21 protein-coding genes are annotated in these 18,494 nt (G+C 65.3%); 10 read left to right on the top strand and 11 right to left on the bottom strand.

Annotated elements, in window-relative coordinates; translation table 11 throughout:
* Positions 1-14 precede the first annotated feature (14 nt).
* From trpD to CAL19_RS19665, 3 genes are read left to right on the top strand one after another with little or no spacing between them, the layout of a single operon-like run.
* Positions 15-1,046 carry an anthranilate phosphoribosyltransferase gene (trpD, locus tag CAL19_RS00325; RefSeq protein ID WP_026639815.1) on the top strand — a complete coding sequence of 344 codons (1,032 nt, stop codon included), beginning with the start codon at positions 15-17 and terminating at the stop codon, positions 1,044-1,046.
* A complete protein-coding gene (gene trpC, locus CAL19_RS00320; RefSeq protein ID WP_026639814.1) occupies positions 1,043-1,831 on the top strand; it encodes an indole-3-glycerol phosphate synthase TrpC in 789 nt (262 codons plus the stop codon). Before trpD ends, trpC begins: the two co-directional genes overlap by 4 nt.
* Before the next feature lie 51 nt (positions 1,832-1,882).
* Positions 1,883-2,029, top strand: coding sequence for a hypothetical protein (locus CAL19_RS19665; RefSeq protein WP_094795733.1), 147 nt, complete (start codon positions 1,883-1,885; stop codon positions 2,027-2,029).
* Between the two features lie 18 nt (positions 2,030-2,047).
* Here the strand turns inward: CAL19_RS19665 and CAL19_RS00310 are convergent, their stop codons facing one another.
* Genes CAL19_RS00310 through CAL19_RS00300 form a run of 3 tightly spaced genes read right to left on the bottom strand, consistent with a single transcriptional unit; the run spans position 2,048 to position 3,709 of the window.
* A complete protein-coding gene (locus CAL19_RS00310; RefSeq protein ID WP_026639813.1) occupies positions 2,048-2,803 on the bottom strand; it encodes an SDR family oxidoreductase in 756 nt (251 codons plus the stop codon).
* A gap of 31 nt (positions 2,804-2,834) precedes the next feature.
* Positions 2,835-3,455, bottom strand: a complete 621-nt coding sequence (locus CAL19_RS00305; RefSeq protein ID WP_094795732.1) for a 2-hydroxychromene-2-carboxylate isomerase — start codon at positions 3,453-3,455, stop codon at positions 2,835-2,837.
* Positions 3,452-3,709, bottom strand: coding sequence for a DUF2917 domain-containing protein (locus tag CAL19_RS00300; protein WP_026639811.1), 258 nt, complete (start codon positions 3,707-3,709; stop codon positions 3,452-3,454). The genes CAL19_RS00305 and CAL19_RS00300 overlap by 4 nt, the downstream gene beginning before the upstream one ends.
* A gap of 131 nt (positions 3,710-3,840) precedes the next feature.
* On the opposite strand from CAL19_RS00300, the gene CAL19_RS00295 reads away from it, so the two are divergent.
* A complete protein-coding gene (locus tag CAL19_RS00295; RefSeq protein WP_094795731.1) occupies positions 3,841-4,755 on the top strand; it encodes a LysR substrate-binding domain-containing protein in 915 nt (304 codons plus the stop codon).
* A 51-nt stretch (positions 4,756-4,806) separates the two neighbouring features.
* A complete protein-coding gene (locus CAL19_RS00290; protein ID WP_094795730.1) occupies positions 4,807-5,820 on the top strand; it encodes an MBL fold metallo-hydrolase in 1,014 nt (337 codons plus the stop codon).
* Between the two features lie 8 nt (positions 5,821-5,828).
* Here the strand turns inward: CAL19_RS00290 and CAL19_RS00285 are convergent, their stop codons facing one another.
* Complete coding sequence (locus CAL19_RS00285; protein WP_094795729.1) at positions 5,829-6,704, bottom strand: dienelactone hydrolase family protein; 876 nt, start codon at positions 6,702-6,704, stop codon at positions 5,829-5,831.
* Between the two features lie 172 nt (positions 6,705-6,876).
* Here CAL19_RS00285 and CAL19_RS00280 point away from each other — a divergent pair, with 172 nt between their 5' ends.
* The 3 genes from CAL19_RS00280 (at position 6,877) to CAL19_RS00265 (ending at position 10,203) form a co-directional block, all read left to right on the top strand.
* A complete protein-coding gene (locus CAL19_RS00280) occupies positions 6,877-7,392 on the top strand; it encodes an acyl-CoA thioesterase (RefSeq protein ID WP_026639807.1) in 516 nt (171 codons plus the stop codon).
* Positions 7,393-8,211: 819 nt separating this feature from the next.
* Positions 8,212-8,676, top strand: a complete 465-nt coding sequence (locus CAL19_RS00270) for a tripartite tricarboxylate transporter TctB family protein (RefSeq protein ID WP_094795728.1) — start codon at positions 8,212-8,214, stop codon at positions 8,674-8,676.
* Positions 8,677-8,697: 21 nt separating this feature from the next.
* On the top strand, positions 8,698-10,203 hold the full coding sequence (locus tag CAL19_RS00265) for a tripartite tricarboxylate transporter permease (protein ID WP_094795727.1): 1,506 nt from the start codon (positions 8,698-8,700) through the stop codon (positions 10,201-10,203).
* A 68-nt stretch (positions 10,204-10,271) separates the two neighbouring features.
* Here the strand turns inward: CAL19_RS00265 and CAL19_RS00260 are convergent, their stop codons facing one another.
* The 5 genes from CAL19_RS00260 to CAL19_RS00240 all read right to left on the bottom strand — a co-directional run bounded on the left by CAL19_RS00260 (position 10,272) and on the right by CAL19_RS00240 (position 15,212).
* A complete protein-coding gene (locus CAL19_RS00260) occupies positions 10,272-11,003 on the bottom strand; it encodes a peptidoglycan DD-metalloendopeptidase family protein (protein WP_432759155.1) in 732 nt (243 codons plus the stop codon).
* 90 nt (positions 11,004-11,093) lie between these two features.
* Positions 11,094-12,464 carry an alpha,alpha-trehalose-phosphate synthase (UDP-forming) gene (locus CAL19_RS00255; RefSeq protein WP_094795725.1) on the bottom strand — a complete coding sequence of 457 codons (1,371 nt, stop codon included), beginning with the start codon at positions 12,462-12,464 and terminating at the stop codon, positions 11,094-11,096.
* A gap of 21 nt (positions 12,465-12,485) precedes the next feature.
* Positions 12,486-13,268 carry a trehalose-phosphatase gene (otsB, locus tag CAL19_RS00250; RefSeq protein ID WP_094795724.1) on the bottom strand — a complete coding sequence of 261 codons (783 nt, stop codon included), beginning with the start codon at positions 13,266-13,268 and terminating at the stop codon, positions 12,486-12,488.
* A gap of 111 nt (positions 13,269-13,379) precedes the next feature.
* Positions 13,380-14,489 (bottom strand): DUF1615 domain-containing protein, encoded by a 1,110-nt coding sequence (locus CAL19_RS00245; RefSeq protein WP_094795723.1) that lies wholly within the window; start codon positions 14,487-14,489, stop codon positions 13,380-13,382.
* Between the two features lie 3 nt (positions 14,490-14,492).
* Positions 14,493-15,212 (bottom strand): ribonuclease activity regulator RraA, encoded by a 720-nt coding sequence (locus tag CAL19_RS00240; protein ID WP_026639462.1) that lies wholly within the window; start codon positions 15,210-15,212, stop codon positions 14,493-14,495.
* Positions 15,213-15,369: 157 nt separating this feature from the next.
* Between CAL19_RS00240 and CAL19_RS00235 the strand changes: the two genes are divergently transcribed.
* Entirely contained in the window at positions 15,370-15,741 is a 372-nt protein-coding gene (locus CAL19_RS00235) for an MbcA/ParS/Xre antitoxin family protein (protein WP_094795722.1), read from the top strand.
* Positions 15,741-16,487 (top strand): RES family NAD+ phosphorylase, encoded by a 747-nt coding sequence (locus CAL19_RS00230; protein WP_094795721.1) that lies wholly within the window; start codon positions 15,741-15,743, stop codon positions 16,485-16,487. The genes CAL19_RS00235 and CAL19_RS00230 overlap by 1 nt, the downstream gene beginning before the upstream one ends.
* 34 nt (positions 16,488-16,521) lie before the next feature.
* Here CAL19_RS00230 and CAL19_RS00225 read toward each other — a convergent pair whose 3' ends face one another.
* Both CAL19_RS00225 and CAL19_RS00220 read right to left on the bottom strand, forming a co-directional pair.
* Entirely contained in the window at positions 16,522-17,388 is an 867-nt protein-coding gene (locus tag CAL19_RS00225) for an enoyl-CoA hydratase/isomerase family protein (RefSeq protein ID WP_094795720.1), read from the bottom strand.
* On the bottom strand, positions 17,385-18,494 hold the full coding sequence (locus tag CAL19_RS00220) for an NAD(P)H-dependent flavin oxidoreductase (protein WP_026639466.1): 1,110 nt from the start codon (positions 18,492-18,494) through the stop codon (positions 17,385-17,387). Before CAL19_RS00220 ends, CAL19_RS00225 begins: the two co-directional genes overlap by 4 nt.

The following is an 18,494-nucleotide window of genomic DNA, read 5'->3' as shown; positions in this document are numbered from 1 at the left end:
AAGGAACCGACACCATGTCCATCTCGCCCACCGAAGCCCTGACGCGCTGCATCGAGCATCGCGAAATTTTCCACGATGAAATGCTGCACCTGATGCGCATGCTGATGCGCGGCGAAATGTCGCCGCAGATTGCCAGCGCGCTGCTGATGGGGTTGCGGGTCAAGAAAGAAACCGTCGGCGAAATCACCGCCGCCGCCCAGGTCATGCGCGAGTTCGCCACCCCGGTGGTCACGCCCAATCCGCAAGACCTGCTCGACATGTGCGGCACCGGCGGCGACGGCAGCCATACCTTCAATATTTCGACCACTGCCATGTTCGTGGCGGCGGCCGCAGGCGTGCCGATCGCCAAGCATGGCGGCCGCAGCGCGTCTTCCTCGTCCGGCAGCGCCGACGTGCTGGAAGCCCTGGGCGCGAACCTTGCGCTCAGCCCCGCCGAAGTCGCCGAATGCATTCAGGCCACCGGTATCGGGTTCATGTTCGCCCCCGCGCACCATAGCGCCATGAAGAACGTGGCGCCCGTGCGCAAAGAGCTGGGCGTGCGTACCATTTTCAATATCCTGGGGCCGCTCACCAACCCCGCCAACGCGGCCAACCAGCTGATGGGCGTGTTCCACCCCGACCTGGTCGGCATTCAGGTACGAGTTTTGCAGCGCCTGGGGTCGCGCCACGTGTTGGTGGTGCATGGCAAAGATGGCATGGACGAAGCTTCGCTGGGCGGTTCCACCATGGTGGGAGAGCTCAAGGATGGTGAAGTGCGCGAATATGAAATCCACCCCGAAGACTATGGGTTGGCAATGGTGTCTAATCGGGGCATCAAGGTAAGCAACCGTGAAGAATCCCGCGAGCTTGTCATCCAGGCGTTGGACAATGTCGACGGAGTTGCCCGCGACATCGTCGGCTTCAATGCCGGCTTGGCCATTTATGCCGGCAATAAGGCCCCCACCATTGCCGAAGCCCTGAAATTGGCTTTTGAAACGATTGCTAACGGCGCGGCGCGAGCCAAGCTGGAAGAGTTCTGCACATATACCCGGAAATTCCTGAAATGAACGACATTCTCGCGAGGATTCTCGCCGTCAAGGCTGAGGAAGTCGCAACCGCGCGCCAAATGCGCAGCGAAGCAGAGCTGCTGCGCGAGGCGCAGGCGCGCCAGGACGTGCGAGGTTTTGCCCAGGCCATTGAAGACAAGATCGCCCAGGGCAAGGCCGGCGTCATTGCCGAAATCAAGAAAGCGTCGCCCTCCAAGGGCGTGCTGCGCGAAAACTTCGACCCGGCGGCCATCGCGGCCACCTATGCGGTGCACGGCGCGGCGTGCCTGTCGGTACTGACCGACGTGCAATTTTTCCAGGGCTCGCACGACAATCTGCGGCGCGCCCGCGCGGCTTGCCCGCTGCCCGTGCTGCGCAAAGATTTCATCATCGACCCCTACCAGGTCATCTCCGCGCGCGCCATGGGCGCCGACTGCGTGCTGTTGATCGTGGCCGCCCTGACACCCACCCACCTGCGCGAACTGGAAGCCGTCGCGTTTGAACTGGGCATGGATGTGCTTGTGGAAGTGCACGACGCCAAGGAACTCGACGTCGCGCTCAGCCTGCAGACGCCCTTGCTCGGCATCAACAACCGCAATCTGCGCACCTTTGAAACCAGCTTGCAGAACACCCTGGACCTGCTGCCCATGATCCCCGCCGGCAAGCGGGTCATTACCGAAAGCGGCATTCTTTCTCCGGAAGACGTCCAACTGATGCGGCGCCACAACGTAGACGCCTTCCTGGTTGGCGAAGCGTTCATGCGTGCGGACGATCCCGGAGTGGAACTGGCGCGGCTGATGGAGTGAGTCGTACGCCGGCGTACGACAGCCCGCTCCAAGGACTCTCAGGAGACCATCATGAAATCTCGTTTACATTGGCTGACCCTGGCCGCCTGCGCCGACGGCCCGCACCGCGCGGGGCCGCCCCACCCGGGCGCCGTCAATCCTTACAGCACCGGCGGCTTTCATGACGCGGGCCCCGACTACCCCAATACCGGCCGATAGGCAGCGGGGGGCGCAGGGCTACTTGCCGCCCGACACCTCGATGAACGAGCCGGTGGTATAGCCGGCCTCTTCCGAGAAAAACCACATCACGGCGCCGGCCACTTCGTCGACGGTGCCGCCGCGCTGCAGCGGAATCGAGCTTGCCAGGCGATCAACCCGGCCGGGCTCGCCGCCGCTGGCATGCATATCGGTATAGATCGTTCCCGGGCGTACCGCGTTGACGCGGATGCCGTCGGCAGCCACTTCTTTCGACAGCCCGATGGTCAGCGTATCCAGCGCGCCCTTGGACGCCGCGTAGTCGACGTATTCGCCCGGCGAGCCCAGGCGGGCGGCCACCGACGACACGTTGACGATCGCCCCGCCCCGGCCGCCGTGCCGGGGGGCCATGCGGCGCACCGCCTCGCGGCAACAGACCAGCGCGCCTACGACGTTGGTGGCCAGGATGCGCGAGACGCGTGCCGCATCCATGTCCTCTACGCGCATCTGGGTTTCCAGCACCCCCGCATTGTTGACCAGGGCGTCTACGCGCCCCAGCTCGCGGTCTACCGCCTGGAACAGCTGCACGACTTGCGCCTCGTCGGCCATGTCCGCTGCGACGGCGATCGCCTGGCCGCCTTCGGCGCGGATGGCCGCCACCACCTCGTCGGCCGCGTCGCGGCGATGGCGATAATTGACGCAGACGCTATAGCCGCGCCGGGCGGCCAGCATGGCGACAGCCGCGCCGATGCCGCGGCTGGCTCCGGTGACGATCATGACTTTCTTGTCGGTAGACATTGTCAATCTCCTGTTTAACCGGGCGGCAGTTTCAAGACCCGGCCTTGCGCCCGCTTGCAGCCCATTGCAAGGCATCTTCCAGACGGTCGTTACCCCAGAACATCTCGCTACCCACCATCAGGGTAGGGGCGCCGAAGATGCCCAGTTCGCGAGCCCGGTCGACGCGGCGTCGCAAGGCCTCTTTGGTGGTTTCCTGGCGAGCCTGCTCCACCAGGGCGGAGCCATTTACGTCCAGGGCTTGCAGCAAATTGCGCACGACGGACTCGTCCTGGATGTCGAGATCGCCGGCAAAGTTGGCGCGAAACACCGCACGGCAGAACCCGGCGCCCCAGGGCTGCTCTTGCCCCAGCAATGCCACGCGCGCAGCCAGGACACTCATGCGCGGAAACTGGCTGGGTCGCTGGTAGGCGATGCCGTACTTGTCCGCCAGGCGCGCGACGTCGCGCATCATGTATGCGCCCTTGCCGGGAAACAGGCGAAAGGGCGAATCGTTCCACCCCTGCGCCTGGAAAATCGGACCAAGCAGAAACGGCCGCAACACGACATCGACGCCGGCTTGGCGAGCCAGGGGCTCGACGCGCTCGACCGCCAGGTAGCTATAGGGGCTGGCGAAGTCGAACCACAATTCGCAGGGCAAGGCAGTTGCAGTCATGACGTAGGCTCCAGGAAAAGCGCCACCCGCGCGTCGGGCAGCCCGCTCATCACAATATCGCGATTGCCGCGCAGGCGCACGGTGTCACCGGCACCAAGCACGTAGTCGTCGCGGCACCGATATTCCGATACCCATGCCACGCCGGCCTGGCAAAGAATACGCAGGCCCGGCACGCGCCGCACCCGCACCGGATCGCGCGTCAATGCCATTGACATTCCCGTTGCGCAATACAGGCTGATCGGTTCGCCGGCCATCGAAGTTCTCCGCCGCTGCATGGCGGCAGGGTTCCGCGCCACACATGTGTTGATCCAGTACGCCTTATTGAACGCCCTCCGGGTATGATTGTTCAACCGATTTCCACGTCGCATTCGCATGCGCTACAGGAATGTCATATCCCCTTTCCAAACTGCCTCCCCTGGACTTGATACGCGGATTCGTCGCAGTGGGCCGGCGCATGAGCATCACCGCCGCGGCGCGCGACCTGCACCTGACGCAGTCGGCCATCAGCCGCCAGGTGCGCGCCCTGGAGGCGCATCTGGGCGTGCCTTTGCTCAAGCGGGGGTTCCGCTCGGTGGCGTTCACGTCCGAAGGCGCCCGGTTGTTCCACATGGCCGATCCGTGGCTGTCTCAATTGGGGGAACTGGCGGGGCAATGGCGCGCCCCCGAGCGCCGTATTCCCGTGACGGTCACCACCACCATAGGGGTGGCCTCGCTGTGGCTGTTGCCCAGGCTGGGTGAATTCCAGGCACAGCATCCGGCCGTCGATGTGCGGGTCGCTGCCGATAATCGCCTGCTCGACATTGAACGCGACGGCGTAGACATTGCCATCCGGTACACGCCCCGCGATGCCGCGCCCGAAGCCGCGCAATGGCTGTTTGGCGAGGCGGTGGCGCCGGTGGCGCACCCGTCCCAGGGTATCGGCGCAATCGACGCCTTGAGCCTGCCGCGCCTGGTGTTGCTGGAGTTCGATGATCCCACGCGCCCATGGTTGCAATGGGCTGAGTGGCTGCAGGCCCACCAGCTGGGAAGCGTGCGCCCCAAAGGCATGCTGCGTTTCAATCAATACGACCAGATCGTGCACGCCGCGCTGGCCGGCCACGGCGTCGCGCTGGGCCGCCAGGCACTGGTCGAGCCGCTGCTGGCGCAGCAGCGGCTGGTGGCCGTGGGCCCGCCGCTGCAAAGCGCGTCCCGTCATGCCTACTTCATGATACGCGGCGCGCATGCTCGATCGCCCGACGTAGATACCGTGGCCGACTGGCTCGCCGCCCAGGCGCGGGCCACGGCGCGCATGCTGCCTTGATTCGCGCTATCCTCGACGCACCTACGGCCTGATTCAACGGAGCTATCTGTCATGCGTTTTCCGGTCTGTTTCCTGCCGCGCCGCTTGCTGGGCGCATTCAGTCTGGCTGCAACGGCCCTGGTGGCCGGCGCCGGGGCCGCAACCCCCGCGCACGCGGCCGCCCCGCTGCAAACGGCGCAGGCCCCCGGCTTTTATCGCATGGCGCTTGGCGATTTCGTGGTAACCGCCCTGTATGACGGCTATCTCGATGTCGATCCCGGCCTGCTCACCGGCGCCACTGCGGCCGACATCCAGACCCTGCTGGCCACCATGTTCGTGCCGGCTGACCCGGGCGTACAGACTGCCGTCAACGCCTATGTCATCCAGAACGGCAAACACCTGGTGCTAGTGGACACGGGCGCCGGGCCTTGCATGGGCCCCACCGCCGGCGGCCTGGCCGAAGGCCTGCGGGCCGCGGGCTTTCAGCCCGAGCAGATCGATGCCGTATTGCTCACGCACCTGCACCCCGACCATGCCTGCGGGCTGCTCACCGCGCAGGGCACCCCCCGTTTTCCCAACGCCGACGTCTATGCTGCGCGCGCCGACGCCGACTTCTGGTTGAGCCAGACCGTCGCCGCGCAGGCGCCCGCCGATGTCCAGCCGTTTTTCAAGATGTCGCGCGACGCCGTTGCGCCCTACCAGGCTACCGGCAAGTTTCTTACCTACCAGCCCGGCGAAACGCTGCTGCCCGGCGTACGCGCCGTGCCGACGCCGGGCCATACACCCGGCCACACTTCATACCTGTTCACGTCCGGGCGCGAGAGCCTGCTGGTATGGGGCGACATCGTGCACAACCATGCGGTGCAGTTCGCGCGGCCTGAAGTCGCCATCGAATTCGACGTAGACAGCGCCCAGGCCATCGCCAGCCGCAAGAAAGTCTTCGCCGACGCAGCGCGCGACAAACTCTGGGTGGCAGGCGCGCACCTGCCGTTTCCGGGCCTGGGCCACGTGCGCGCCGATGGTCACGGTTATGCGTGGGTGCCGGCCGAATACGCTCCGCTGCAGCAGCGCGTGCGCAAGCCGTAGCGCGCGGCTTACCCGCCGTAGCGCTCGAACCAGTCGAGCATGCGTCGCCACGCGTCTTCGGCGGGCTCTTTGCGGTAGCTGGGCCGGTAATCGGCATGAAACGCATGGGGCGCATCTTTATACAGGCGTATCTGCGATTGCTTGGCTGCTTCCGAGCCTTTGCCCAGCGCCTCGCGCATCTGTTCGACGTCCGCCACCGGAATGCCCGCGTCGGCCTCGCCATACAAGCCCAACACCGGCGCGTTCAGGCGTCCCGCCAGCGCGATGGGATCTTGCGGCTTGATCGGGCTGGTGGTGTTGCGCACATGGCCATACCATGCCGCGCCCGCACGCAGGTTGGGGTTGTGCGCCGAATACAACCACACGATGCGGCCTCCCCAGCAAAAGCCCGTGATCAGCAGGCGTTCGGGGTTGCCCCCATTCCCGGCCGCCCAGGCCGCCGTGGCGTCCAGGTCGGCCATGACCTGCGCGTCGGGCACTTTATCGATAATTTCGGCGCGCAGGCGGGCTATCTCGGTGAACTTGGACGCGTCGCCCTGCCGCGCAAACAGTTCGGGCGCAATGGCCAGGTATCCGGCCTTGGCCAGGCGGCGGCATACATCCTTGATGTACTCGTGCACGCCAAAGATTTCGCTGATCACCAGCACGGTGGGCAGCGACTTGCCGCCCTGGGGAGCCGCCCGATACGCCGGCATATTGCCGCCGGGCACGGGGATCTGAACTTCGCCTGCCTGCAGGCCGTCCGCAGAGGTGCTGATGGCGGTGGATGCTGCTGCATGACCGGTGGCTGCGGTAAAGCCGGTGGCCAGGGCCGTAACCACAAAGGCGCGCCGGTCCAGCCGCAGAGGCGGCAGCAGGCTGTCGAACTGCGAATCTCGGGACATGGGGAATCTCCTTGGGTGGGCCGCCCGTACACGGCACGCAGGCCATTATGCATCCGCAGACCTGCGGCGTCTTGCACAATCGATGACCCCGTTTCGTGGCTAGCGCGACAAGTTTCCGCCCGGCGCGGCATGCACCGATTACCATGATGTTTTGACATCCCGTGTGCGAGCCATGCAAGCAGACACTGCAAGCCACCAGCTTTCCATGACCATCCTGATGACGCCCGATATGGCGAACTTCTCGGGCAACGTCCACGGCGGCACCATCCTCAAGTACCTGGACCAGGTCGCCTACGCCTGTGCGAGCCGCTATGCCGGCCAATATGTGGTCACGCTCTCGGTAGACCAGGTCATGTTCCGCCAGCCTATCCATGTGGGCGAACTGGTCACGTTCCTGGCGTCCGTCAACTACACGGGCCGCACATCGATGGAAGTGGGCATCAAGGTAATTACCGAAGACATCCGCGCGCAGGTCGTGCGGCACGCCAACAGCTGTTTCTTCACGATGGTTGCCGTGGACGACAGCGGCCAGCCAACCCCCGTGCCGCAACTGCAAGTACACACGCTTGAGCAGCGGCAGCGTTATGAGGCCGCGTTGCAGCGCCGCGAACTCCGGCAAGCCATGGAACGCCACCACCAGGAAATCAAGCGGCGCGCGCAGGACCCGGCCGACAGCCCGGCCAGCTAGCGTTCTGTTGCGGCACAGCAACGTACATACCGCCAAATTTCTCAGGATTTTCCCTAGTATCTGTATGCACGCCTGTGTATTGGCTGGGCATCGGACGGGCGGGCAGCGCTCCACGGATGCATTGATGCCGGCAGCAAGAACGCCGTGGCGGCAACACCCGCGCCGCGCCTTCTTGTCCATTCCGTGGACAATGTGCAAACGCGTTACATCCATGTAATTGTTTAAAGAATTCGACGTTGACGACCATCTGATAAGAATTATTTGTCGTTGTCGGAAAATGGCGTCCCCATACCCGATGCGCCGCGGCCCGCCCGCTATGCCGGCGCTTTGCGCATGCACAGCAACGAGAGCGGCACGCGTCCTGATCTGTGCGCCGTAGCGGCCAATATCGAAAGTCAGGGTGACACGCGCCCGGCAAGCGCATCGCCCTTTTATATCTGACACGCTGCAAGAGTTGACTTTGTCTGCCCGCCACGATCTACGGCCACTTGCGCGCCGTGCGAACCAAGAGCGTCCACGCACGCCCGAACCGAGGGAAATCCCGTGTCTGCAAGCGCCATTCCACGATATAAGACCAGGGGAATCTGCGTGGATTCACCAACAGAATTCCGAACTACATCGTGATACGATCCACCCGACTTGGACTAAGCGTGCTGGCGGTGCGCTCAGTGTCCGGACGCTTGCAGAACCCGATATGGCTCGCTCCGCCGTGCCATATTTTTTTTATATGTTTCATGTCCAAGCCTCTTGCGTCCCTCGGCCCTGCGTCTCCGCCTTACAGGTCTACCCACCTGGCACGGCACAATACGGAGACCTTCTATGCAGCTAAGGAATAAACAGGATTTCTGGTCAGGGGTGATGTTCGCCCTGATCGGATTGGGATTCGCCTTCGGGGCTACCCAATACAGCATGGGCACCGCCGCCCGGATGGGCCCCGGCTATTTCCCGTTCTGGCTGGGCATCTGCCTGGCCGTGCTGGGCGCAGTGGTCGCGCTAGGCGCGCTTTCCCCGAAAGCCACCGCAACCACCGTCGACCGCTTCGACTTCAAGATCCTGTTCATCATCATCGGCTCCGTCGTGCTGTTCGGCCTGTTGCTGCGCCCCCTGGGCCTGTACCTGTCGATCTTCCTGCTGGTGGTAGGCAGCAGCATCGCCAGCTTCGAGTTCAGCTGGCGCGTCGCAGTGGTCAACGCCATTTTCCTGGTGGTCTTCTGCTGGCTGGCATTCGTCAAGGGCCTGGGGCTGATCTTCCCGCTGTGGCCGACGTTTCTGGGCATGAATTAAAACCAAGGGGAAGACAACATCATGGAATTGCTCGAACACCTCGCGCTCGGATTCTCCGTCGCGGTCACCCCTGAAAACCTGCTGTACGCGCTGCTGGGCTGCATCCTGGGCACGCTCGTCGGCGTGCTGCCCGGCCTGGGCCCCGTGCCCACCATCGCCATGCTGCTGCCCATCACCTACGTGCTGCCGCCGGTGGCCGGGCTGATCATGCTGGCCGGCATTTACTACGGCACCCAGTACGGTGGCTCCACGACCGCCATCCTGGTCAACCTGCCCGGAGAAACCTCGGCGGTGGTCACCGTGCTCGACGGCCACCAGATGGCGCGTAACGGCCGCGCCGGCGCGGCGCTCTCGCTGGCTGCCGTCGGCTCATTCTTCGCCGGCAGCGTCACCACCATGCTGATCGCCGCCTTCGCGCCCCCGCTGGCTGAAGTGGCCTTCAAGTTCGGCCCTGCCGAATACTTCTCGCTGATGACCCTGGGCCTGATCGGCGCCGTGGTGCTGGCCTCGGGCTCGCTGCCCAAGGCCATCTGCATGATCCTGCTGGGCCTGCTGCTGGGCATGGTGGGCACCGACGTGAACTCCGGCGTGGCCCGCTACGACTTCGGCATTCCCGAATTGCAGGACGGCATCGACTTCGCCATCGTGGCCATGGGCGTGTTCGGCTTTGCCGAAATCCTGTCCAACCTCGAGCAGCGTGAAAACCGCGTCGAACTGCAGGACAAGATCGGCTCGCTGTACCCCAGCCGCCAGGAAATCCGCGAAGCCGCTCCCGCCATCGTGCGTGGCACGGCCCTGGGCTCGATGCTGGGCATCCTGCCGGGCGGCGGCGCCGTGCTGTCGGCGTTTGCGTCCTATACCCTGGAAAAGAAACTGTCCAAGGAACCGGAACGCTTCGGCAAGGGCCACCCCGCCGGCCTGGCCGGCCCCGAGTCGGCCAACAACTCCGGCGCACAGGCCTCGTTCATCCCGCTGCTGACGCTGGGCATCCCCGGCAACGCCGTGATGGCCCTGATGGTCGGCGCCATGACCATCCACAACATCCAGCCGGGCCCGCAGGTCATGACCAGCCACCCGGAACTGTTCTGGGGCCTGATCGCCTCGATGTGGATCGGCAACCTGATGCTGGTGGTGCTGAACCTGCCGCTGATCGGCCTGTGGGTCAAGCTGCTGCGCGTGCCCTACCGCATCCTGTTCCCGGCCATCCTGGTGTTCTGCACCATCGGCGTGTACTCGTTGAACTACAACGTATTCGACATCTACACGACGGCCGCGTTCGGGGTGGTGGGATACATCTGGGCCAAGCTGCGGTGCGAAGGCGCCCCGCTGCTGCTGGGCCTGGTGCTGGGCCCCATGATGGAAGAGAACTTCCGCCGTGCCCTGCTGCTGTCGCGCGGCGACTTCCTCACCTTCGTCGAGCGCCCCCTGTCGGCCTCGCTGCTTGCCGCGGCGCTGGTGTTGGTGGTGCTGGTGGCCCTGCCGTCCATCCGCAAGAAGCGCCAGGAAACCTTCGTCGAAGAAGACTGACGCGGCTACCCGCAAAAAAAAGCCAGGCGCTATTGCCTGGCTTTTTTCTTGCCCGCGCGACGGCGTGTCTAGCGCGGCGGCAAGGCGCCCGAGGGGTCCACCGGCTGGCCGCGATGGCGCAGTTCAAAGTACAACGCAGGCCCCTGGCGATCCGTACTGCCCATTTCGGCAAGCTGCTGGCCTTGCGTAACCTTTTGCCCCTCCTTGACCAGCATCCGGCTGTTATGGGCATAGATACTCAGGAAATCGCCGGAATGCTGCACGATGACTAAGTTGCCATAGCCCCGCAGGCGGTTGCCCGCGTACACCACGCTGCCCGCGGCGGCGGCCCGCACCGGCGTACCCGCCTTGTTGACGATAGTAATGCCCTTGGACGAACTGCCGTTGTAGCGGCGGGTGATGGTGCCATCGGCCGGCCATGCCAGCTTGATGTTGCGCAGCGCGGCGGCCGAGGCGGCCGGCGTGGGCGGCGCTTTCTGGCTGGGTGCGGGCGCCGCGGCGCGGCTCTTGCTGTCTACGCGCAGTACCTGGCCCTTGGCGATGCGATTCGGGTTCGATAGATTGTTCAGCCGCATCAGCTCGGACACGGTGGTGTTGTGCTGGCGCGCAATCTTGGTCAGCGTATCGCCCGACTGCACGCGATATTGCCCCGGCCCCACCTTGGTAGAACTGCATGCGCCCAGCAACATGAGCAGGCCCACGCAGCACACGGCGCTGGCGCGGCGCCAGGCCGGCGAATTCAACGGGCGGCGCGGCGCCTCGGGGGTAGCGGATATCGGCGAAATAGCGGGCACTGACAACGTGTTGGTTCGATTGGAAAAGACGATTTCTGCCAGAAGCGTACCAAGAAACGGTGTAACAGGCTTGTGCAGTTGAATCCGGCCCGGCGCTCAGCCCCCTGCCCGCAGGTCGCCCAGGAAGCGGTTCTTCCAGGCGGCCAGGTCGCGCTCGCGCAGAATGCGCATCAATCGCTGGTGCCGCTCCTGGCGCTCGGCCAACGGCATGCGTAACGCCATATTCAAGGCATGCGCCATGCCTTCGATGTCGTATGGGTTGACGATCAAAGCGCCATCCTGCATGTCATGCGCGGCGCCGGCGAACCTGGACAGCACCAGCACGCCGGGATCATCCTGCGGTTGGGACGCCACGTATTCCTTGGCCACCAGATTCATGCCATCGCGCAGCGGCGTCACCAGGCCGACCTGGGATGCCCCCAGCAGCGGCATCAGCGTCGCGCGGTTGTACTGCCGGTTGATGTACCGCAGCGGCGCCCAGCCCAGCTCTCCCCATTTGCCATTGATGCGGCCGGCCGCGCGGTCGAGCTCGCGGCGGATCTCGCGATACCCCTGCACATCCGCGCGCGAAGAGGGCGCCAACTGCACGAACGACACATCGCGGCCATGATCGGGTTCGATCTCCAGCAGATGCTCGAAGGCGGCAAACCGTTCAAGCAAGCCTTTACTGTAGTCAAGGCGGTCGACACTGATGATCAGCTTTCGGCGGGCCAGTTCCGATTTCAGGGCCACCAGCTGCCTGGACCCCTTCTTGCGCGCCATCGCGGCAACTTCATCGACATCGATGCCTATGGGGTAGGTATCCACGCGCAAAACGCGTTCATTGACGCGCAGCCCTTCGGGCGCGGCAACCGCCCCCAGATTGGTCGCGCAGTAGTCGCTGAAGGCCTGCGCGTCGGCGTGTGTCTGAAAACCTGCCACGTCGTAGGCGCACATCGCGCGCGCCAGATCACGATGAGGAGGAATTGTCTCGAACACCGGCGCGGCGGGAAACGGAATATGCAGAAAGAAGCCGATGCGATTGCGCACGCCGAGGTCGCGGCAATACTGCCCCAGAGGCAGCAGATGGTAATCGTGCACCCATATCACGTCGTCCGGCCGCAACACCGGCGCGAGACGGCGCGCGAAATCGCGATTGACTTCCAGATAGCCATCGTAGTCAGCGCGGCGATAGCGCAGCAGATCGGGCCGGTAATGAAAAGCAGGCCACAGCACAGTGTTGGAAAACCCGCGGTAGAAGCGGTCATAGTCGCGCTGGGCCAGCGGGAAGGTCGCATACGTGATGTTGTCGCGGGTAACGCTGGACAACGGCATGTCGCCCGGGCCTTCGCCGATTTCTCCGTTCCATCCCAGCCATGTTCCGCCCGAATCGCGCAGGGCGTCGTACAGCCCCACGGCCAGCCCCCCGGGCGTCCTGGCGCCGGCGGGCACGGCGACCCGGTTGGAAATGACGATCAGTCGGCTCATGTATGTCCCCTTGCGCGTACGTTACGGCGTTTGCTCGCCCAGGCGCCGCAGCCACCCCGCCAGCGTCTCGGGATTCGGAAATCTCCAGACGGCGCTGCTGGGCCCGGCCCCGATCTTGATGCCGTAGCCGCCGGCCTGCTGCACGGCGATAAACGCCGACTCGTCGGTCAGGTCATCGCCCACCGCGACAGGTGTGCGGCCCGCGAAGGGCGCGTCGCGCATGAACGCCTGCACGGCGGCGCCCTTGTGAATTCCGCGCGGGCGCAATTCGAACACCATTTTGCCCGGCTGCACTTCAAAGTCGGGCGCGTGGCGGGCGGCCGTATCGCGCACCAGTTTTTCCACCCGCGCGCCCATGCCGGGCGCGGCCCGGAAATGCACCGCCAGGCCATGGCTCTTGGGTTCGATCCATACGCCCGCCCAATCGGCGATCTGCCTGCGCAACGCTGCGCGCACCGGCTCCAGGCTGGCGGGCACCGCCGATTGCACGATGACGCCCAGGCGGTCGCGCCGCTCGGCGCCATGCCCCCCGGCGTAGGGCAGGCGCAGGGGGTGCAAAAGACGGTCGATGTCGATGCCCGGGCGGCCGGACAGAATTGCAATGGCGCCGTCCAGCCGCTGGTGCAATTGCTGCAAAGTAGCCAATGTGGCGGGCGGAACAGCCACCAACCCTGGATCGGCCTGGATGTCGGCCAGGGTGCCATCCAGATCCAGAAACAAAGCGATTCCACCGGGAGACGGCACGGCGGGCTCCTGCCAGCTTCGGGCTGGCGACGCGTCGGGGGAATCGTGGCCGTGTTGCATAAGACTCCTTGTGCGGTGTCGGTATGCCGGGGCAGGCTTGCAAATATCGTGCCCGGGAGCCTGGCGGGGATATCCGTACGATATCCCCGGGCGCGCTGGCCGGCCAGCGGGCTATTTCGCCATGCACTGCTTCCACCGGTCATGGACGCGATTGGCGAACCATGCGGTGGTAAGGTTGCGGGTAATTTTGGGGCTGGATAGCTTGATGCCTGGCAGCACGGCCCGCGGCACGGGCGTGCCGGCGTCCTGGTCGGCCAGGTCGAACACCCGCCGATACAGACGCGTGGTTTCAAAGCCGAAGGTCTTGCCCTTTTCGAGTTCGGGCCGAATGCGGGCTTCGTTGATGTCCAGGCGCCTGCGTATGGCGCGCACGGCGCGTTCGGTCTGGCTGGGGTCGATAGACCCGTTGATCAGCAGGTCGCCGTCCAGCGCCAGCTCGATGCCGCTGAGCCGGCTGACTGCCGCCTGGAAAGCCGCATTGCGGCTCGCGTACCAGCCGGCGTTGTAGTCGGCGAACCGGTACAGCACGGACGGATAGCTGGCATCGTAGCCCAGCAAATGCGCAATGCCGAAGTACATGCCGCCGCGCCGCGTGAACACTTCGTGCCGGATGGAAGGTTCGGCCGGGTATGGGTAGTCCTGTGCGTGGGCCTGCGCGAAGGCAATGCTGACTTGCATCGGCCCGCCGGTGCGCACCGGATTCAGCCCGCCGAACAGCTGCCGCCCCAGCGGCACCATGCCGATAAAGTCCTCGAAGAGCTCGCTGAGCTGTTTCTCGGTACGCACCGTGTCCAGGCGCTGGTTGTACGTCTTGCCATTGGGCGACTTGATGTTCAGGGCGGCCTGCACCAGGAACGCGGGGAGATGCATCGCTTGCGTACGCCGCTCGATTTCGCGGCGCGCGATGCGCGGCAGGCCCTGCACCGGCGGATCGGCACGAAACGACGATTCCTGGGCGGTAACCGCGATGACGGCGCAGAGGTTTTCCTGGCTGGCATCCAGGCCCTGGGCGGTGAACGCCACGGCGATGTCGCGCGCCCAGCCCTGCCGGTCGGGCAGGTTCGCAGGCAGCAATCGGTGCACGTCGGCCCGGATTTCGGTCGGCCCTTTCGTGGGTGCTTCGGGCACCTGGGTGGCACAGCCAGCCAGCAAACCCAGCCATAGCGCGCCGGCCCAGCGTGCGTGCCGTTGGACGACAGCGGGACACACTGACGCCGCCATGCTTCAGCCGTTGGCCGGGTTGCCGCGCGCAGCCTCGTAGCGCGCCTTGTTCTCGGCGTTGGGCGGGTAAAGGCCGGGCAGCGAGGCCCCCGCCTGCACCTCGTCCATGATCCAGCCCTCGAGCCGCTCTTGCTCCACGGCCAAGGCGGTCACCTCATGCAACAGGGCGCTGGGGATAACCACCGCGCCATCCTGGTCGGCCACGATGACATCGTCCGGAAACACCGCCACGCCGCCGCAACCAATGGGCTGCTGCCAGTCGGCGAAGGTCAGGGCCGCCACGGATGGCGGCGCCGCCGCGCCGCTTGCCCAGACCGGCAGCCCGGTAGAACGTACGCCCGCCAGGTCGCGCACCGCGCCGTCGCTGACCAGGGCGGCAACACCGCGCCTGGCCATGCGGGCGCAAAGAATATCGCCCCAGAACCCGGCGTCCTTGATGCCATTGGCGTCTACCACCGCGATACACCCGGCAGGCATCTGCTCGATGGCCGCCCGCGTCGACCGGGGCGAGCTCCACGATTCAGGCGTGGCCAGGTCTTCGCGCGCGGGAACAAACCGCACCGTGAAGGCGCGCCCCACCATGCGTTGCGCGCCCGCCGTAAGCGGCATGGCGCCCCGGATCCACACATTGCGCAGGCCTTTCTTGAGCAGCACGGTGGTCAAGGTGGCGGTGGTGACGCCGGCCAGCGCCTGGAACGCCGATGCGTCATGGGACGAAGTCATGTGCGGTCTCCTGTCAGCGCGCCGCACCGAAGCGACGCAAGTTGCGAAGAGTTATACCACCGCGCCGGCCGTCCCCCTGCCGGCATCGGGGCATACGGCATTGTTCGATTTGCACATTTTTTATAATATATGTGCTGTACACACACGAAGGCCCACCATGACTGCCCTGCGCCATATCAAGCCAACGCCGGACGCCGTGCTGGCCAAGGCGGTATTGCGCGCCGCCGATCAGCTCGGCCTGCGGCAGGCCGACCTTGCCGCCGTGCTCGGCGTGCATCGCACCGCAATCAGCCGCCTCAAGCAAAACCCCTCGCTCGACCCGGCGTCCAAGCAGGGCGAGCTGGCCGTGCTCCTCCTGCGCCTGGCGCGCGCGCTCTATACGCTGGCAGGCGGCGACCCCGACTGGATCCGCCATTTCATGCACACGCCCAACCGCGTCACGGGCGGCATACCGGCCAGGCAGATCGAAAGCATCCAGGGGCTGATGACGGTGCTGCAGTTCACCGACGCCATCCGGGGCAAGACCTGATGATCTGGCAACAGTGCCGGGGCCAGCGGTACGTGGCGCCCATATCCGGAACCGTAATCCGGCTGGTCGAAAGCCAGGAACAGATCGCCACGCTGGGCTACGTCGACACTCTGGAAGAGCAGGCCGTGCTGGAATCGCTCATCGACGACAGCAAGCCGCCGTACCCGGCCGGCGCCGCCGGGTATCACTATCTTCTGACCACGCCGTTCCGCTACCCCCCGTTGCGGTGGGGGTCGCGCTTTGGCCGCGTGCACGAGCCGGGCATTTTCTATGGCGGCCTGAGCCTTGCCGCCACACTTGCCGAATCTGCCTACTACCGTTTCGTGTTCTGGCATTCGATGCAGGCGCCGCCGCCCAAAGCGCATATCCGCAGCCAGCACACGTTGTTTTCGGTACCCTACAGAACCGCCACCGGCGTGCGGCTGCAAGAGCCGCCTTTTGATGCCTATTGGGCCGAACTCGCGCATCCGGTCCAATACCAGGCCTCGCAGCAACTGGGCACCGACATGCGCGAGGCCGGCGTACAGGCTTTCGAGTATTTCTCGGCGCGCGACCCCGACGGCGGTTGCTGTGTCGGGCTGTTTTCGCTGCAGGCCCTGGCGCAGAAAAAGCCGCGCGACCTCAGCCCATGGCTGTGCGAAACGTCAGCCGACACCGTCGCCTTCAAGCACGCGGCCGGGCGCGAAGTGGCACGCTATTCACTGTCGAGCTTCTTGCACCAAAACAGGCTGCCGATGCCGGCATGATGCCCGTCCGCTCGCGACGGGCGGCCGGTGCAGATCAGGGCTTGCCGGGTTCAGTGCGGGCGCGGGCATCCATGCCGATCGAGGGCCCGTCGCGATCCCAGTCGTATGCCTGGGCCTGCCTGCTCTTGTAACGCTGCACCGCATCCGCGTGAAAATCCGTAGACATGGCTACTGCCTGAGAAGCCGCTTCCATGTTGGCCATTGCGGCATAGTCGCTGTCCAGGCTCAGGTTCAGCATGCGCTTGCTCATGGCCAGGGCATCGGCCGGCCCCTTGCACACTTGCCGGGCCAGCGCGCGCGCGGCCTGCGGCAGGGTCGCGGCGTCATGGATGGCGTGCACAATGCCAAGCTCGCGCGCCTCGCCGGCTGTAATCGTGCGCCCCGTCAGCAAGATGCCGCGGGCGGCCGACAGGCCCACTATTCGCGGAAGCAGATAGTGCGCACCAAAATCGGCCACCGCTCCAATGCGCGGGAACGACATACAAAAGCGCGCTTCGGGGGCTGCAATAACCAGGTCGGCGTGCAACGCCACGCTGAATCCCGCGCCCGCCGCGGCGCCATCGACTGCCGCGATGACGATTGCATCCAGTTCAAGCAGGCGGCGCAGCCAGGATGCCGCGCCGCCTATCCTGCGCCGCGTGGCCACGGGGGCCCCTTCTGCGGGGTCGGCAAGGCGGGCGGCCATTTCGTGCAGATCGCCGCCCGAACAGAAGCTGCCGCCCTCGCCTCGCAGGATAAGCGCACGCACCCCGCCGTTCGCCTCGACAATGTCCAGCATGCGCGCATAGTCGCCGCGCAAGGCGCCCGACATGGCGTTGCGGGACGCGGGCGCTTCGTGGACGAACTCGGCCACCCCGTCCGCAATACACAGCGACGACGCGCTCAGCGACATCGTGGTCATATGGCTCGCCCTCCCTGGGCGCCAAAACGGAGCATGCGCTCCCAGGCTTCATCCATGTCCCTGACCAGCGCGTCCACCTGGTCCGCCACGCAGGTTTCGCCCTGGATGCCGAATATGCTCTGGCCGGCCGCCTCATAGATGAGCGCAGCGTCTTCGTGTTCATGCAGCGAGGCGAACACGTCGCCGGTAAGCACTTGCTGCAATGGCATGTTCAACGGTTCGGGCGCGGCGGCCGAGGCCCAGGCATCGATCCATTCGCTGCGCACGACCCGGCAAGGCTTGCCGCTGTGGGCGCGTGAAATAACCGTATCCTCGCTGCCGCTTTCGATCAGGCGCCTGAGCAGGGCGCCCGGCGTATGGTTCTCGCGCGCGGCCATCCACAAAGTGCCCAGCCAGGCGCCTTGCGCCCCCATGCCGATACTGCCCAGGATCTGGGCTCCGGTAGCGATGCCGCCCGCCGCCAGCACCGGCCTGCCCTCGGCAACGGCAATGATCTGGGGCACCAGGGACATGGTGCCCACGGGCCCGGTATGGCCGCCGGCGTCGTACCCCTGGGCCACCAGGACATCCACGCCCGACTCCACTGCCTTGCGCGCATGTCGCACCGAGCCCACCAGCGAAAACGTCAACTTGCCGCGTCGGGACGCCTCGCGGATGAGTTCGGCGCGCAGGCCGATTGCAGTCGCGACCACACGGGCGTTTGAATCGAGCACGGCTTCTATCTGGGCTTCGAACAACGCTTCGGAACGGGCATGCGAAGTAAAGAAACTGGGCCGCTGTGGCGGCTTGATGTCGAATCGGCGACGCAAGGCGTCGACGAACTCGACATGGGCGGCCGGCAGCGTGGCGCGCAGGGCCTGCGGATCCGCCTGCTGCGGCACATTGGCCGGCAGCATCAGGTCGATGCCATACGGCAGGCCGGCCAGGCGCTCCTCTACGTTTGCAATAATCCCGGGGATATCCTCGGGCGCATCGCGCCCGAGGCCCAGCACGGGGAACCCGCCTGCCCGGGCAAGCGCCACCACCACATCGGGTTCATGCGAAAAACCGAAAATGGGATGGCGTATGCCGAGCTGATCGCAAAGAGGCGTGCGGATGCGCGACAC

It is taken from the genome of Bordetella genomosp. 7 (genome assembly GCF_002261265.1).
Classification (GTDB): Bacteria; Pseudomonadota; Gammaproteobacteria; order Burkholderiales; family Burkholderiaceae_B; genus Bordetella_A.
Note: the sequence above shows the minus strand (reverse complement) of the source record. Positions and strands in the feature narration are given on the sequence as shown.

Bases quoted from the DNA above. Each gene is read 5' to 3' on its own strand.
- trpD (WP_026639815.1), top strand. From the start codon at position 15: ATGTCCATCTCGCCCACCGAAGCCCTGACGCGCTGCATCGAGCATCGC.
- CAL19_RS00310 (WP_026639813.1), bottom strand. From the start codon at position 2,803: ATGTCTACCGACAAGAAAGTCATGATCGTCACCGGAGCCAGCCGCGGC.
- CAL19_RS00270 (WP_094795728.1), top strand. From the start codon at position 8,212: ATGCAGCTAAGGAATAAACAGGATTTCTGGTCAGGGGTGATGTTCGCC.
- CAL19_RS00230 (WP_094795721.1), top strand. From the start codon at position 15,741: ATGATCTGGCAACAGTGCCGGGGCCAGCGGTACGTGGCGCCCATATCC.
- CAL19_RS19665 (WP_094795733.1), top strand. From the start codon at position 1,883: ATGAAATCTCGTTTACATTGGCTGACCCTGGCCGCCTGCGCCGACGGC.
- otsB (WP_094795724.1), bottom strand. From the start codon at position 13,268: ATGCAACACGGCCACGATTCCCCCGACGCGTCGCCAGCCCGAAGCTGG.
- CAL19_RS00300 (WP_026639811.1), bottom strand. From the start codon at position 3,709: ATGGCCGGCGAACCGATCAGCCTGTATTGCGCAACGGGAATGTCAATG.
- CAL19_RS00235 (WP_094795722.1), top strand. From the start codon at position 15,370: ATGACTGCCCTGCGCCATATCAAGCCAACGCCGGACGCCGTGCTGGCC.
- CAL19_RS00245 (WP_094795723.1), bottom strand. From the start codon at position 14,489: ATGGCGGCGTCAGTGTGTCCCGCTGTCGTCCAACGGCACGCACGCTGG.
- CAL19_RS00295 (WP_094795731.1), top strand. From the start codon at position 3,841: ATGTCATATCCCCTTTCCAAACTGCCTCCCCTGGACTTGATACGCGGA.
- CAL19_RS00265 (WP_094795727.1), top strand. From the start codon at position 8,698: ATGGAATTGCTCGAACACCTCGCGCTCGGATTCTCCGTCGCGGTCACC.
- CAL19_RS00225 (WP_094795720.1), bottom strand. From the start codon at position 17,388: ATGACCACGATGTCGCTGAGCGCGTCGTCGCTGTGTATTGCGGACGGG.
- CAL19_RS00290 (WP_094795730.1), top strand. From the start codon at position 4,807: ATGCGTTTTCCGGTCTGTTTCCTGCCGCGCCGCTTGCTGGGCGCATTC.
- CAL19_RS00305 (WP_094795732.1), bottom strand. From the start codon at position 3,455: ATGACTGCAACTGCCTTGCCCTGCGAATTGTGGTTCGACTTCGCCAGC.
- CAL19_RS00285 (WP_094795729.1), bottom strand. From the start codon at position 6,704: ATGTCCCGAGATTCGCAGTTCGACAGCCTGCTGCCGCCTCTGCGGCTG.
- CAL19_RS00240 (WP_026639462.1), bottom strand. From the start codon at position 15,212: ATGACTTCGTCCCATGACGCATCGGCGTTCCAGGCGCTGGCCGGCGTC.
- CAL19_RS00280 (WP_026639807.1), top strand. From the start codon at position 6,877: ATGCAAGCAGACACTGCAAGCCACCAGCTTTCCATGACCATCCTGATG.
- trpC (WP_026639814.1), top strand. From the start codon at position 1,043: ATGAACGACATTCTCGCGAGGATTCTCGCCGTCAAGGCTGAGGAAGTC.
- CAL19_RS00255 (WP_094795725.1), bottom strand. From the start codon at position 12,464: ATGAGCCGACTGATCGTCATTTCCAACCGGGTCGCCGTGCCCGCCGGC.